Source organism: Actinomadura macra NBRC 14102 (assembly GCF_001552215.1).
Classification (GTDB): domain Bacteria; phylum Actinomycetota; class Actinomycetes; order Streptosporangiales; family Streptosporangiaceae; genus Spirillospora; species Spirillospora macra.
The window spans coordinates 70,973-84,952 of record NZ_BCQT01000004.1 but is presented as its reverse complement, the minus strand read 5'-3'; the positions used below and the strand labels follow the sequence as shown (position 1 = coordinate 84,952).

Genomic DNA, 13,980 nt, shown 5'->3' with positions numbered 1-13,980 from the left:
CCGTCGTGGCCTGCGCCGCGACGGCGACTCGCTCCGATCAGTCCCGCCGCACGGCGGGCATCCGGCCGAGCGTCGCCGCGTACTCCTCGGCGATCCGGCGGACGATCACCTCCGCCGGCAGGATCGAGTCGATCAGCCCGGCCGACTGGCCGGCCTCGACCTTGCCGCGGACGACGTCGCCCTCGAAGGCGGCCATCCGCAGCGTGGACGCGGCGAACTCGGTGCGCCGCAGCTCCAGCTCGGCGGCGGTGCGCTCCAGCTCCGCCATCCTGTCGGCGAACTCGTTGGCCAGCAGCCGGATCAGCCCGATCTGGTGCCCGACCGTCCGGGTGTCCCCGACCCCGGCGGCGAGGACGGCGTCCTTGTAGGCCGGGTGCAGGTTGGACTCCTCGCTGAGCAGGAACCGTGTGCCGAACTGCGCCGCGCCCGCGCCCAGCGCGAGCGCCGCGGCCAGCCCCTCCCCGTCGGCGAACCCGCCGGAGGCGATGATCGGCGTTCCGGCCGCCTGCCGGGCCACGGCCCTGACCATCACCAGCGTGGAGACCAGGCCGGCGGGCGGGTGGCCGCCCGCCTCGGCCCCGACGACGATGAGGCCGTCCACCCCGGCGCCGACGGCCTTGACCGCGTGCTCCTCGCCCGCCACGACGTGCAGGCACAGCGTCCCGGCGTCCTTGAACCGCTCCAGGTAGCGCTTGGGGCCGCCCTGCGAGGCGATCAGCACCGGAACCCGGCGGGCGCACAGCAGGTCCATGACCTCCTCCGCGCCCTTGCGGTACAGCGGCAGGTTCACCGCGTACGGCCGGTCGGTGCCCGCCTCGACCTCGGTGATGGCGCGGTCGAGATCGGGCAGCCGCATCGGGCCGGCGGCGATCACGCCCAGCCCGCCGGCACGCGACACCGCGAGCGGCAGCGCCGAACCGGACGACGCCCACGACATCCCCGCCTGGACGATCGGCAGGTCGATGCCCAGCAGCCGGGTGACGGGGGTCTCGATCCTCATCGGCCCTCCGCCTCCAGCAGCCGCCGCGCGTGGTCGGCGAGGTGCCGCTTCTGCACCTTGGAACTCGCCGTCATGCCGATGTCCTCGAATCCCGCGACCACCCGCAGATGGCGCGGTGCCTTGAAGCCGGCGAGCCGCTCGCGCGCCCAGCCGAGGAGTTCCTCCGGCCCGGCCTCGCAGCCCTCGGTGAGGACGACGAACGCGAAGGGGACCTCGATCAGCCGCGGGTCCGGCACCCCGACCACCGCCGCCTGCTTGATCTTCGGATGCCGGTGCAGGACGTCCTCGACCTCGGTGGGGGCGACGTTCTCGCCGCCGACGCGGATGAGGTCCTTGGCGCGGCCGGTGAACTCCAGCCGCCCGTCCGGCCCGAGCCGGCCGAGGTCGCCGGTGGACAGCCAGCCGTCCGCCGACAGCGCCGCCGCCGTCTCCTCGGGCATCTCGTAGTAGCCGCGCATGACGTTCCAGCCACGCACGAGGATCTCGCCGGTCTCGCCTTCCGGGACGTCCTGGCCGGTCTCGGTGTCGCGGATCCGCACCTGCACCCCGGGCTCGGGCAGCATCCGTCCGGAGGCCCGCACCTCCTCCGGCTCCCACCAGGCCGACTGCGCGACGTTGGGGGACGCCTCGGACAGCCCGTAGCCGACGACGCACTCGGTCGCGCCCAGCTCGTCGATGATCCGCCGGACGATCGCGGGCGACGCCGCCGCCCACGCCCCCCGCAGCCGCAGCCGCCGCCGGGGCAGGTCCGGATGGTCGAGCAGCATCAGCGCGATCGTGTCGTTGCCGGAGAAGTGGGTGCAGCGCTCGGCCTCCATCAGGCGCAGCGCCTCACCGGCCTCGAACCGGTCCATGGTCACCAGCGTCGAGACGTGCTGGAGGCACGCCAGCACCGACAGCGTGCTGCCCGCCGCGTGGAAGAACGGCCGCGCGCTGTGGAACCGGTCGCCGGCCCGCAGCCCGAGCCGCGCGCCCGAGAAGAACGCGTCCGCGCACATGTTGCGGTGGGTCAGCAGCACGCCCTTCGGGTAGGACGTGGTGCCCGAGGTGTACTGGATCAGCAGGACGTCATCGGGCGTGGAGCACGGCTCCACCGGCGCCGCCGGCTCGGCGAGGAACGCCTCGAAGGAGCGTGCGCCGTCCGGCACGTCCTTCCCGAGCACCACCACGTCCCGCAGGTCGGGCAGCGCCGGGTCGGGCAGGGAGGAGCCGATCGCGGGGCAGATCCGCCGCAGCATCGCGGTGAAGTCGATGTTGAGGAAGCGGTCCGCCGTGAACAGCAGCGTGGCGCGGGACTGCCGGAGGACGTAGCCGATCTCGTCCTCGCGCAGCCGGGTGTTGACCGGCACCGTCACCGCGCCCAGCGAGCCGATCGCCACGAACAGCGACACCCATCGTGGACCGTTCCCGAGACAGACCGCCACATGATCGCCCCGCCGTACGCCGGCGGCGGACAGCGCCGCCCGGACGGCGGTCACCTCCGCGTCCAGCTCGGCGTAGGTGATGTCGCCCTGCCGCGAGACGACGGCCTGCACGTCCGCCCCCACGGCCGCCGCCCGCCGCAGCGCGGCGTCGGCGGTCAGCGGACACACCCCGCTCAGGTTCACAGCTCAGCTCCGTCCACCGGCACCCGCCCTGTAGTTCCTTCCCGCTCCACCGGCTCCGGCCTCCCGTTGCGCGCCGGTCGGACTCCGCCGCCCTCCGGGGCGGGACGCGCGCCAGAGTTGAAGGCGCCGACGCCCTCGCGCCAGGCGCCGTCCGCGAGGCAGCGCTCGATCGCGGCCATCTCGATCCTGATCCCGTTGGCCAGGTTGGTCTCCGAGCCCAGGTCGATCGCCTGCTTGGTCAGCGACATCGCCAGGCCGGGAGCGTCGGCGATCGTCGCCGCCAGCTGCTCGCCGGTCGCGAGCAGCTCGGCGGCGGGGACCAGCCGTGCGATGAGGCCCACGGAGAGCGCCTCCTCGGCCCGCATCGTCCTGGACGTGAACAGCAGCTCCTTCGCCCGGCGCTTGCCGATGACGCGCTGGAGCCGCTGGGTCGCGCCCACCGTGCCCCAGTGCGGCTCGGGGAACCGGAACGAGACGTCGTCGGCGGCGACGACGAAGTCGCAGGACATGGCGATCTCGCCGCCCGACCCGACGACGGGGCCGTGCGCGAGCGCCACCACCGGCTTGGAGCACCGCTCGATGGCCTCGTACGCGGCGAACGAGGCCAGCCGGCGGGAGCGGACCCACTCCTCGTCCCGGCCCTTGCGCTCCCGCAGGTCGGCGCCCGCGCAGAACGCGGGGCCGTTCGCACGCAGCAGGACGGCGCGGACGGCGGGATCGGCGTCCAGCTGGGCGAACGTCTCGCGCAACCGGTGGCACATCGCGAGGTTCAGCGCGTTGCGCGCGGCCGGCCGGTTCAGCACGGCGTGCGCGACGGCGCCGTCCCGCAGGACCAGCACGGGCTCGTCGTCCTTAGCGAGCTCGTTCTGCGCCAGCTCGTCCTTGGCCAGCTCGTCCATGGCTAGATCGTCCCTTCGTCGCGGAGCCGGGAGATCTCCGCCTCTCCCAGGCCGAGCAGCTCGGTGAGAACCGCGTCGGTGTCGGAGCCGAGCAGCGGCGGCGCGGCGGGCTCCGGCGGGTCGTAGCCGTCGATGCGCAGCGGGGTGCGCAGCGCAGGGAACCGGCCCTCGCCGGGATGGTCGAAATGCCCGACCATCCGGCGTTCGATCGTGTTGCGGTCGGCGAGCGTCTCCCGGACGGAGTTGACCTCCCCGGCGGGGACCCCCGCCGCGCGGAGCGCGTTCGCCAGCCCGTCCCTCGGCCACTCGGCGAAGGCACCGGTGAGGGCGGCGGTCACGCGCTCGCGCTGGGCGACCCGTCCGGCATTGGTGGCCAGCTCCGGGTCGTCGGCGAGCTCGTCCAGCGCCAGCACCTCGCACAGGGGGCGCCAGTGGTGATCGCTGCCGCTGATGTGCAGGTACCGGCCGTCCGCGCACTCGAACGCGGCGGAGGGCACCCGCCCCGGGTGCGCGGTGCCGGTGCGCGGCGGGTCCTCGTCCAGCGCGAACAGCCGGGCCGCGGCGACCGCCAGCAGGCTGACCTGGACGTCCATCATCGCCAGGTCGGCGTGCCCGCCGTGCCCGGAGGTGGCGCGCCCGGCGAGCCCGGCCAGCGCGGAGATGACGATCCACAGCCCGGACGTCAGGTCGGCGATGGGGACGCCGGCCTTGGCGGGAGGCGTGTCCGGGTGGCCGGTGAGCGCCATGACGCCGGACAGCGCCTGGAAGACGGTGTCGTACCCCTTGCGGTCGGCGTAGGGGCCGGTCTGGCCGAAGCCGGTGGCGGACACGTAGACCAGGCCCGGGTTCTCCTCCGCGAGCGCCTCGTAGCCGAGCCCGCGCTTGTCCATGGAGCCGGGGAGGAAGTTCTCCACCACGATGTCGGCGTGCCGGGCCAGCCCCCGGGCGATCTCCTGCCCGCGTGGCGTCGCCAGGTCGAGCGTGATCGAGCGCTTGCCGCGGTTGAAGGCGAAGAAGTAGGCGCTCTCACCGCCGGGCAGCCGGGGCTCGAACCGCCGGGACTCGTCCCCGCCGCCCGGCCGTTCGATCTTGATCACGTCGGCGCCCAGCTCGGCGAGGATCTGGGTGGCCATCGGGCCGGCGAGCACCCGGGAGAAGTCCAGCACCCGGATGCCGTCCAATGGCCTCACGTGCGGAACCCCCGCATGATCGCGTTGACGTCCCCGCCGGTCCGCATCGCCTCTTCGAACGGGAGGTCGGCCACCCGGTAGAACAGCCCCTTGGCCGCGCACATCGCGTCCGCGTTCACCTCGGCCCACGCGGTGGCGATCTCCAGGGCGACGGTGACCTCCTCGCCCGGCTCCACGACGCGGTTGGCCAGCCCGTGCGTGGCCAGCTCCGAGGCGTCCAGGATCCGGCCGGTGCTGATCAGCTCGAAGGCGAGTTTGCGGCCGAGGTGGCGCTGGAGGCCGGTCATCACGATCGCGGGGACGAGCGAGTGCCGCAGCTCGGGGTAGCCGAGCCGGGTGTCCGACGCGGCGATCATCATGTCGCAGCCGAGGGCGAGGCCCGCCCCGCCGCCCATGGCGTGCCCCCGCACCGCGGAGACGACCGGCTTCGTGAGCTGCTGCGGGAGCATCTGGGTACGCATCGTCAGCTCCGCGCGCCGCACGACCGCGCCCTGGTCGTCGGGCGTCAGGTGCGCGAACTCCTTCATGTCGGCGCCGGCGCAGAACGCCCGTCCGGCGCCGGTCAGGACCACCGCGCGGATCGCTCCGTCGGCGTCGGCCGCCCGCAGCCCCTCCAGCAGGGCGGCGGTGAGCTCGGTGTCCAGCGCGTTGAGCTTGGCGGGACGGTTCAGCCGCAGCACCCGAACCGCGCCGTGGTCCTCCGTGACCAGCACGGGAGGGCGCTCGGGGCCGGACGAATCGTGCTCAGGCATCCTGGAACTCCTTCCGGCCGGCGGGGCCGAAACCGGCCCGCGCGACCATGCTGTACAGCGTGCGGCCGAGCGCCTGCTCGCACATCCGTGACGCGTCCATGACCTTGTCGAGGTCGAGCCCGGTGTCGACGCCCTCCGACTCCAGCAGGTTGACCAGGTCCTCGGTGCACACGTTCCCGGTCTGGCCCTGGCCGTACTGGATGCGGGTGGGGTGGCCGCCCACGCCGCCGAGGGAGCTGTCGAAGTTCCGGCAGCCGGCCTCCAGCGCCGCGACGCTGTTGGCGATGCCGGAACCGCGGGTGTTGTGGAAGTGCGCGACGAACGGGACGTCCGGATGGGCGGACGATACCCGCTGGAACATCGCCTTGACGGTGCTCGGCGTGGCGAGCCCCGTGGTGTCGCCCAGCGTGACCATGTCCACGCCGAGATCGGCGAACCGGGCCGCGTCCTCGGCCACCACGCCCGGGTCCACGGGGCCCTCGAACGGGCACCCGAACGCGACCGAGATCACCCCCACCAGCCGGAACCGGCCGCCCGCCAGCCGGACCATCTCGGTGACGGCCGCCCACTGGCGCTCCCGCGTCGTCCGCATGTTCCGCTCGGTGTGGGACTCGGTCGCCGAGACGAGCAGGCTCAGCTCATGCGCGCCGTGCCCGGCGTCCAGGTCCGCGAGGGCGCGCTGTACGGCGCGCGGGTTCGGACAGGTCGCCTTGTACGACACCCCCGCCGGCCGGGGGAGCCCGGCCAGGACCTCGCTCGCGTCGCGGAACGCCGGCACCCGCTCCGGGTGGCTGTACGAGGTCGCCTCGACACGGGTGAATCCGGCGTCGGCGAACGCGCCGATCAGGCCGATCTTGACGTCCGCCGGGACGTCGGTCTCCTCGTGCTGCAGGCCGTCACGGGCGAAGCATTCGCAGATCGTGACTCGGTCGGTCATGTACGGCCGCCCTCCTGAAGTGTCGCCACACGGGTCATCACTTGAGGGATACACGGCAGGTGTTGATGATGTCAACACAAGGGCGCGTTCGGCCGCGCGGCGGCTCAGTGTTCGGCACGCTCCAGCGCTCGCCCGACGGCGGCCAGCTTGCGCAGTGCGGAGTCGAGAACTTCCTGCTCAAGTGGCGTGAGGCAGGCGAGGAACGCCTCGTTGCGGTCGTTGGCCGCACCGATCAGGCCGCGGTAGAGCGACTTCCCGGTCCGGGTGAGGCTGAGCTGTGTGCTGCGCCCCGGTCCCGGCTCGCGCTCCACCAGCCCGCGCTCGGTCAGCTTGGCCACGACCCGGCTCATCTGGGCCTTGTCCAGGCCCGCGAGCCGGGCGAGCTGGTTGACCGTTTGCGGTTCGTCCGCTCCGAGCAGGGCGACCGTCCGCCATTCGTGCAGGCTGACACCGTACTCTCGGCGGTAGCGGAGGGCCGCGCTGCGGGAGAGCGCGTTCGCCACCCGGTGGAGCCGGTAGGACAGCAGCTCCCGGATCGGCAGGAGCGCGGTCGCCTCGGCGGCGGGATCCGCCGAGCGGGCGGGATCTGGGTTCATGAGCCCACTGTAAAGCCGGAAACGGATCCCGTGATAGGTGTTGACAAATACAACACTGGGTTCCCAGACTGCTGACCTGTAGCGATTCACTGGTCGGCCAACGCCGATCATGGTGCATCCGAGATCACGGCGTTTCTCGGGGTTTCTCGAAGACTCGGCGCAACTCACGACACGGCGCAGCTCAGACACGAGGAGGGGCACATGCCCGTAGACCCGTCCACCGCCACCCTGCTGATCGACGGGGAGTGGCGAACGGGCGCCGCCACGTTCGAGGTGCTCGACCCGGCGACGCTGGAGGTCGTCGCGCACGCCGCCGACGCCGGGCCCGAGGAGGCCCTCACGGCACTGGACGCGGCCTGTGCGGCATTCCCGGCGTGGCGCGCGACGAGCGCGGAGGAGCGCGCCACCGCGCTGCGTGCCGGCGCCGCCGCGATCCGCGCCGCGGCCGACACGCTCGCCGCGATCATGACCGGGGAGAACGGCAAGCCGCTCCACGAGGCGCGCGGCGAGGTCATGGGCAGCGCCCGGATGCTCGACTGGGCCGCCGAGGAGGGCCGCCGGGCGGGCGGGCGGGTCACCCCGCAGGCCGCCGGAGGCCCCGGACTGGTGCTGCGCGCACCGGTCGGCCCCGCCCTCGCGATCACTCCCTGGAACTTCCCGGCGAGCATGCTGGTCCGCAAGGTCGGGCTCGCCCTCGCCGCCGGCTGCCCGGTGATCGTCAAGCCCGCCGAGCAGACCCCGCTGATCGGCACCGAGCTGGTACGGATCATCGCCGAGGCGGGCGGGCTGCCCGCCGGCGTCCTCCAGTCGATCACCACGACCCGCCCGGCCGAGGTGGTGGGCGCGCTGCTCGCCGACCCCCGGCTCCGCAAGGTCAGCTTCACCGGTTCCACCGAGGTCGGCCTGAGCCTGATCCGCTCCACCGACACGCACCTGCGGCGCACCTCGCTGGAGCTGGGCGGGCACTCCCCGGCCATCGTGTTCGAGGACGCCGACCTCCCGTCCGCCGCCGCGGCCGTCGCCGCCGCCAAGTTCGCCAACGCCGGGCAGAGCTGCATCGCCGTCAACCGGCTGTTCGTCCACCGGTCGGTGTACGAGGCGTTCCTGCCGCTGCTGCTGGAGCGGGTCGCGGCACTGCGCGTCGGGCACGGCGCGGACGAGGGCACGACCCTCGGCCCGCTGATCGACTTCGCCGGCCTGGACAAGGTCGAGCGGCACGTCGCCGACGCGGTCAAGCGCGGCGCCACCGTCGCGGCGGGCGGCCGGCGCTGGAGCCCGCCCGAGGGCGGGACCGCGCGTCCCGGGCTCGGCGGTGCCTTCTACGAGCCGACCGTCCTGACCGGCGCGGACGACTCCATGCTGATCAGCTCCGAGGAGACGTTCGGCCCGGTGCTGCCGGTCTACGTCTTCGACGACGAGGACGAGGCGGTCGAGCGCGCCAACACCACCGACTACGGGCTGGCGGCCTACATCTTCGGCTCGGCGCTCGCCCGGCTGTGGCGCGCGGCCGACCGGCTGGAGTTCGGCATCGTCGCCGTGAACGACCCCGCCCCCGTCCGGCCCGAGCTGCCGTTCGGCGGGATGAAGAACAGCGGCCAGGAGCGCGAGGGCGGCAGCGAGGGCATCGACGCCTACCTGGAGACCAAGTCGATCTCGATGAAACTGTGAGGGCGGTGTCATGACGGTGGAACAGCAGGTCGCGCGGGATCAGGCCGAGCCGGGCCGCACGCGGGAGCTCACCGAGCTGGACGCGCGCACGATCGTCCATCCGCACAGCGTGATCGGGGCGCCGGCCGAGGCGCTGGTCCTCGACCGCGGCGAGGGCGCGCTCGTGTGGGACGTGGACGGCCGCTCCTACATCGACGGCACCTGCGGGCTGTGGCAGTGTCCCGTGGGCCACGGGCGCCGGGAACTCGCCGAGGCGGCCGCCCAGCAGATCGCGAAGCTGGAGTTCTACTCCTCGTTCGGCGACTACTCCAACGAGCCCTCGATCCGGCTGGCCGAGCGTCTGCTGGAGCTGGCGCCGTCGGGGCTGTCGCGGGTCTTCTTCACCAACGGCGGGTCCGAGGGCAACGAGACGGCGATCAAGCTGGCGCGGCTCGCGCAGCACCACGCCGGGCGCCCCGAGCGGACCGTCGTGCTCGCCCGCTCCGCCGGATACCACGGCATGGGCGGCGGATCGCTCGCCGCCACCGGGATCGACCGGCTGCGCGAGGGCTTCGGCCCGCTCGTCCCGGGCATCGAGTTCCTCGGCAAGCCGCACGCCCTCGCCAGCGACCCGGGCGCGGCCGACCGGCTGATCGCCGAGCTGGAGGAGCGGATCGAGCAGATCGGGCCCGAGCGGATCGCCGCGTTCATCGGCGAGCCCGTGCTCGGGGTCGGCGGCATGGTCCCGCCCCCGGACGGCTACTGGCCGCGGGTGCAGGAGATCCTGCGCCGGCACGACATCCTGCTGATCGTCGACGAGATCGTCACCGCGTTCGGCCGGACCGGCCACTGGTTCGCCAGCGAGCGCTACGGCATCGAGCCGGACATGATCGTCTTGGCGAAGGGCCTGTCCAGCGGCTACATCCCGATGGGCGCGGTGCTGATCGGCGACCGCGTCCTCGACCTGGCCGACGGGGCGTTGTTCCTGCACGGCTTCACCTACAACGGCCATCCGGTCGGCGCGGCGGTGGCTCTCGCGAACATCGAGATCCTGCGCCGCGAAGGGCTCCTGGAACGGGCCGACAGGCTCGGCAAGCGGCTGCTGGACGCGCTCAAGCCGCTGGAGGAGCTCGACCACGTCCTGGAGGTGCGCGGCGTCGGGCTGATGCTCGGCATCGAGTTCGCCTACGGCGACACCTCCGGCGTACAGGCCGGTGCACGGGCCGAGGGCGTGATCGTTCGCGCCTCCGGCACCAGCATCGTGCTCTCCCCACCTCTGGTGATCACCGAGGAGCAGGTGGACACCCTGGCGCGGATACTGAAAGAGCAGGTCAGAGCCGCGCACTAGCTAGACAAGATCCGTCGGGGACTCATTACCGAGCACTGGAGGAAACCGTGCGTCGGAACATAGGCATCAAGACCAAGGCCATGGCCGCCGGTCTGGCCGTGACCATGGTTGCGGCCTGCGGCATCGGCAACCCGTCGAGCAAGGGCGACGCGTTGACCTTCGTGTCGACCGGGAGCCCCTTCCAGGACTACCAGAACAAGGCGTGGGCCGAGCCCTTCACCGCCCAGACCGGGGTGAAGGTCCGCAACGACGGTCCCGTCGACGAGGCGCGGCTCAAGACCATGGTCGAGGCGCGCAAGGTGAGCTGGGACGTCGTCGACACGAGCGCCGCCGCGGCCGTGCAGTACTGCGGCAAGTACCTGGAGAAGCTCGACTTCTCCGTGATCGACAGGAACGTCTTCCCGAAGGGCACCGTGGGGGACTGCGGCGTCCCGGCGTACAACTACAGCCTGATCTTCATGTACGACAAGGAGAAGTACAAGAACAACCCGCCGAGCAAGATCGGCGACTTCTTCGACGTGCAGAAGTACCCCGGGCGGCGGATCGTCCCGCCGGAGATCGCGGTGGGGCTGCTGGAGGCCGCCCTGATGGGCGACGGCGTCCCGGAGAAGCAGCTCTACCCGCTGGACCTGGACCGTGCCTTCAAGAAGCTACAGCCGATCAAGAAGTCGACGACCTTCGCGAAGACGTACGGGCAGCAGCAGCAGATGATGGTCGACCGGCAGGTGGACATGGCCCTCGTGCTGTCCGCCCGCGCCTACCAGTCGCTCAAGGCAGGGGCACCGTTCCAGCCCGTCTGGGACAAGACGGTCGTGAACTGGGACGACCTGGTGGTGCCCAAGGGCGCCCCCAACAAGGAGCAGGCGATGAAGTTCATCGCCTTCGCCTCCCGGAACGAGCCGTCCGCCAAGCTGGCGCAGCTGGCCTCCGTCCAGCCGATCAACGAGAACATCGCGCCGAACTACGACCCGATCCAGCAGCGCGTGAACCCGTTCACGCCCGACCGCAAGCACTCGATCGTGCGGTCCAACTCCGAATGGTGGGGCCAGAACTTCGACGCGGTCACCAAGCGCTACACCACCTGGCTCGCGGGGTGAGGTAATCCATGACGACCACGACGATCACGGCACGGTCCCGGGGGCGCGAGGCGGCGCGCCCCCGGGGGCGGGCGGCCTGGTTCGTCCTCCCGGCGACCGCGCTGTTGCTGGTGTTCTTCTTCTACCCGATCGCCACCATCGTGTGGCGCAGCTTCACCGAGCCCGACGCGGGCTTCGGGAACTACACCGCGCTGCTGCACGACGGCCTGTCGGTCAAGGTGCTGGTGCGGACGCTGGTCACGGCGCTGATCGTGGCCTCGGTCACGATGGTGATCGCCTACCCGTACGCCTACGCGATGACGCGGGTGAAGCCGCGGACCCGGGGCGTGCTGACGGTGATCGTCCTGCTGCCGTTCTGGACGTCGCTGATGGCCCGCAACTTCGCCTGGTACATGCTGGAGCAGCGCGGCGGGCCGATCGACAGGTTCCTCGGCATGATCGGGTTCGACGGGGTCGTGCTGCTCGGCACCGTCGCGGGCGTGACGGTCGCGATGGTGCAGGTCATGCTGCCCTTCATGGTGCTGCCGCTGTACAGCGCCATGGAGCAGATCGACCGCCGGCTGCTGGACGCGGCGGGCAGCCTCGGCGCACCGCGCTGGCGGGCGTTCGCGCGGGTGTACATCCCGCTGTCGGTGCCGGGCATGCTCTCCGGCTTCTCGCTGGTGTTCATCATGACGCTCGGCTTCTACATCACCCCGGCGCTGCTCGGCTCGCCGCAGAACTCGCTCATCTCGCAGGTGATCGGCGAGCGGGTCAGCAAGCTGCTGGACTTCGGCGGCGCGGGCGCGCTCGGCACGGTCCTGCTCGGGGTGACGCTGCTGGTGCTGTTCATCGTGTCGCGGTTCGGCGGACCGGCCAAGGCCCTCGGAGGGGCGGTGACCCATGAGTGAGCAGGTGAGCGAGCAGATCGGCGAGCCGGCGAGCCCGCTGAAGGCCCAGCGTGAGGGCGGCATCGGGTGGGGGCTGCGGACGGCCGTCGCGCTGACCGCGCTGCTGCTGATCGCCCCCACCGTGGTGGTGATCCCGATGAGCTTCTCCGGCGCGACGACCTTCGAGTTCCCGCCGAAGTCGTGGTCGCTGCGCTGGTACAAGTCGTTCTTCGGGTCCGAGAAGTGGATGTACGCGCTGCTCACCTCGGTGCAGATCGGGCTGCTGGTCGCGGTCACCGCGACCATTCTCGGCGTCGCGGTCGCGCTCGGCCTGACCCGGTCCCGGTTCCGCGGGCGGGGCGCCGTCCGGCAGTTGATGATGGCCCCGATGATCATGCCCGGGATCGTGGTCGCGGTCGCGATCTACGGGGTGTTCATCCGCTGGCAGCTCAACGGCACCGCGATCGGGTTCGTGCTCGCGCACACCGTGCTGGCGCTGCCGTTCGTCGTGACGGCGGTGTCGACCAGCCTCGCCGGCTACGACCGGACGCAGGACATCGCCGCCGCGACCCTCGGCGCCACCGCGTGGACGACGTTCTTCCGGATCACCGTCCCGCAGGTCGCGCCGGGCGTGCTGTCCGGTTTCGCCTTCGCGTTCGTCACCTCTCTGGACGAGGTCGTCGTCGCGCTGTTCCTCCAGACACCCGACATCCAGACCCTGCCCGTGCAGATGTACAACTCCATCACCTTGGAAATCGACCCCACCATCGCTGCGGCGTCGAGCGTGATGGTGATCGCCACCACCCTCGTCCTGCTCATCCCGCAGTTCGTTCGCCGCGAGCGGAGGACATGATGAACCCGACCAGCAACGACGCCGCATCCGCCAGGCCGCGGGGCATCCGGATCAAGGGTGTGTCGAAGCTCTACGCCGGGACGCCGCGCCCGGCGGTGGACAACGTCTCACTCGACATCGCCGACGGCGAGTTCATGACGCTGCTCGGGCCGTCCGGCTCGGGCAAGACGACGATCCTGTCGATGCTCGCCGGGTTCGTGTCGGTGTCGGGCGGATCGATCGAGATCGACGGCCAGGACGTGTCGCGGCTGAAGCCGCACAAGCGCGACCTCGGCGTGGTGTTCCAGCAGTACGCCCTGTTCCCGCACCTCACGGTGGCGAAGAACGTCGCGTTCCCGCTCCAGCAGCGCAAGATGCCCAAGGCCGACATCGCCGCCAAGGTCGCCGAGACGCTGGACCTGGTGCACCTCGGCGACTACGCCGACCGGCTTCCCCGGCAGCTGTCCGGCGGGCAGCAGCAGCGCGTGGCGCTGGCCCGCGCCGTGGTGTACGAGCCGCGCGCCCTGCTGATGGACGAGCCGCTCGGCGCGCTCGACAAGCGGCTGCGCGACCAGCTCCAGCGCGAGATCGCGCGGATGCACCGCGAGCTGGGGATGACCTTCATCTTCGTGACGCACGACCAGCACGAGGCGCTCACCCTCTCCGACCGCATCGCGGTGTTCAACGAGGGCGGCATCGAGCAGGTCGGGACGCCCGCCGACCTGTACGAGCGGCCGGAGACGCTGTTCGTCGCGCAGTTCCTCGGGGAGTCCACCGCGTTCCGCGGCACGGTCGACAAGGCCGCCGGGATCCTGCGGTGCGGCGCGCACGCGCTGCGGGCGCCGCGCCTGGACCCGGGCCTGGACGGGGCCGGCGGAGTCGCGGTGGTCCGTCCCGAGCGCCTCGCGCTGCACGCGGACGCCTCCGGGGTCGCCGCCGAGCACAACCACATCGGCGCCACGGTCACCGAGATCGTCTATGTCGGTGACCGGCACCAGGTGGGGTTGCGGTTCGACGACGGGACCCAGGGCATCGCCGCGCATCCCGTCGGGCCGTCGCTGCCCGCGATGCCGGGGGAGCGCGTCACCGTGAGCTGGGACCCGCGCCACCAGGCGATCGTCCCCGACCGTCCCGGCGGCCCGGCCCCCGAGGTCGTTCCGGCGGGCGCCTGAACGACGAGTACCCGAGCCCGACAACCGTGAATGG

13 protein-coding genes are annotated in these 13,980 nt (G+C 72.0%); 6 read left to right on the top strand and 7 right to left on the bottom strand.

Annotation, left to right across the window (positions count from 1 at the left end; genetic code table 11):
- Nucleotides 1-37: 37 nt before the first annotated feature.
- From AMA02S_RS05125 to AMA02S_RS05095, 7 genes are all read right to left on the bottom strand, one after another.
- Nucleotides 38-1,000 (bottom strand): NAD(P)H-dependent flavin oxidoreductase, encoded by a 963-nt coding sequence (locus AMA02S_RS05125; RefSeq protein ID WP_067452409.1) that lies wholly within the window; start codon nucleotides 998-1,000, stop codon nucleotides 38-40.
- Nucleotides 997-2,607: an AMP-binding protein gene (locus AMA02S_RS05120; protein ID WP_067452406.1), complete on the bottom strand. Its 1,611-nt coding sequence runs from the start codon at nucleotides 2,605-2,607 to the stop codon at nucleotides 997-999. Before AMA02S_RS05120 ends, AMA02S_RS05125 begins: the two co-directional genes overlap by 4 nt.
- The gene (locus AMA02S_RS05115; RefSeq protein ID WP_067452404.1) at nucleotides 2,604-3,506 is read right to left on the bottom strand and encodes an enoyl-CoA hydratase/isomerase family protein; all 903 of its coding nucleotides are present in this window, start codon (nucleotides 3,504-3,506) and stop codon (nucleotides 2,604-2,606) included. The genes AMA02S_RS05120 and AMA02S_RS05115 overlap by 4 nt, the downstream gene beginning before the upstream one ends.
- 2 nt (nucleotides 3,507-3,508) lie before the next feature.
- A complete protein-coding gene (locus tag AMA02S_RS05110) occupies nucleotides 3,509-4,696 on the bottom strand; it encodes a CaiB/BaiF CoA transferase family protein (RefSeq protein WP_067452403.1) in 1,188 nt (395 codons plus the stop codon).
- Nucleotides 4,693-5,448 carry an enoyl-CoA hydratase/isomerase family protein gene (locus tag AMA02S_RS05105; RefSeq protein ID WP_067452401.1) on the bottom strand — a complete coding sequence of 252 codons (756 nt, stop codon included), beginning with the start codon at nucleotides 5,446-5,448 and terminating at the stop codon, nucleotides 4,693-4,695. Before AMA02S_RS05105 ends, AMA02S_RS05110 begins: the two co-directional genes overlap by 4 nt.
- Entirely contained in the window at nucleotides 5,441-6,385 is a 945-nt protein-coding gene (locus tag AMA02S_RS05100; RefSeq protein ID WP_067452399.1) for a hydroxymethylglutaryl-CoA lyase, read from the bottom strand. The genes AMA02S_RS05105 and AMA02S_RS05100 overlap by 8 nt, the downstream gene beginning before the upstream one ends.
- 104 nt (nucleotides 6,386-6,489) lie before the next feature.
- On the bottom strand, nucleotides 6,490-6,981 hold the full coding sequence (locus AMA02S_RS05095) for a MarR family winged helix-turn-helix transcriptional regulator (protein WP_067452396.1): 492 nt from the start codon (nucleotides 6,979-6,981) through the stop codon (nucleotides 6,490-6,492).
- A 201-nt stretch (nucleotides 6,982-7,182) separates the two neighbouring features.
- Here AMA02S_RS05095 and AMA02S_RS05090 point away from each other — a divergent pair, with 201 nt between their 5' ends.
- Genes AMA02S_RS05090 through AMA02S_RS05065 form a run of 6 tightly spaced genes read left to right on the top strand, consistent with a single transcriptional unit; the run spans nucleotide 7,183 to nucleotide 13,946 of the window.
- Complete coding sequence (locus AMA02S_RS05090) at nucleotides 7,183-8,649, top strand: NAD-dependent succinate-semialdehyde dehydrogenase (RefSeq protein ID WP_067452393.1); 1,467 nt, start codon at nucleotides 7,183-7,185, stop codon at nucleotides 8,647-8,649.
- A gap of 10 nt (nucleotides 8,650-8,659) precedes the next feature.
- Nucleotides 8,660-9,976, top strand: coding sequence for an aminotransferase family protein (locus AMA02S_RS05085; RefSeq protein WP_067452390.1), 1,317 nt, complete (start codon nucleotides 8,660-8,662; stop codon nucleotides 9,974-9,976).
- Nucleotides 9,977-10,023: 47 nt separating this feature from the next.
- Nucleotides 10,024-11,073, top strand: a complete 1,050-nt coding sequence (locus tag AMA02S_RS05080; RefSeq protein WP_084264657.1) for an ABC transporter substrate-binding protein — start codon at nucleotides 10,024-10,026, stop codon at nucleotides 11,071-11,073.
- A gap of 8 nt (nucleotides 11,074-11,081) precedes the next feature.
- Nucleotides 11,082-11,963, top strand: coding sequence for an ABC transporter permease (locus AMA02S_RS05075; protein ID WP_067452387.1), 882 nt, complete (start codon nucleotides 11,082-11,084; stop codon nucleotides 11,961-11,963).
- The gene (locus AMA02S_RS05070; RefSeq protein WP_084264655.1) at nucleotides 11,956-12,795 is read left to right on the top strand and encodes an ABC transporter permease; all 840 of its coding nucleotides are present in this window, start codon (nucleotides 11,956-11,958) and stop codon (nucleotides 12,793-12,795) included. Before AMA02S_RS05075 ends, AMA02S_RS05070 begins: the two co-directional genes overlap by 8 nt.
- Nucleotides 12,792-13,946 (top strand): ABC transporter ATP-binding protein, encoded by a 1,155-nt coding sequence (locus AMA02S_RS05065; protein WP_218004855.1) that lies wholly within the window; start codon nucleotides 12,792-12,794, stop codon nucleotides 13,944-13,946. The genes AMA02S_RS05070 and AMA02S_RS05065 overlap by 4 nt, the downstream gene beginning before the upstream one ends.
- The last annotated feature ends 34 nt before the right edge of the window (nucleotides 13,947-13,980 follow it).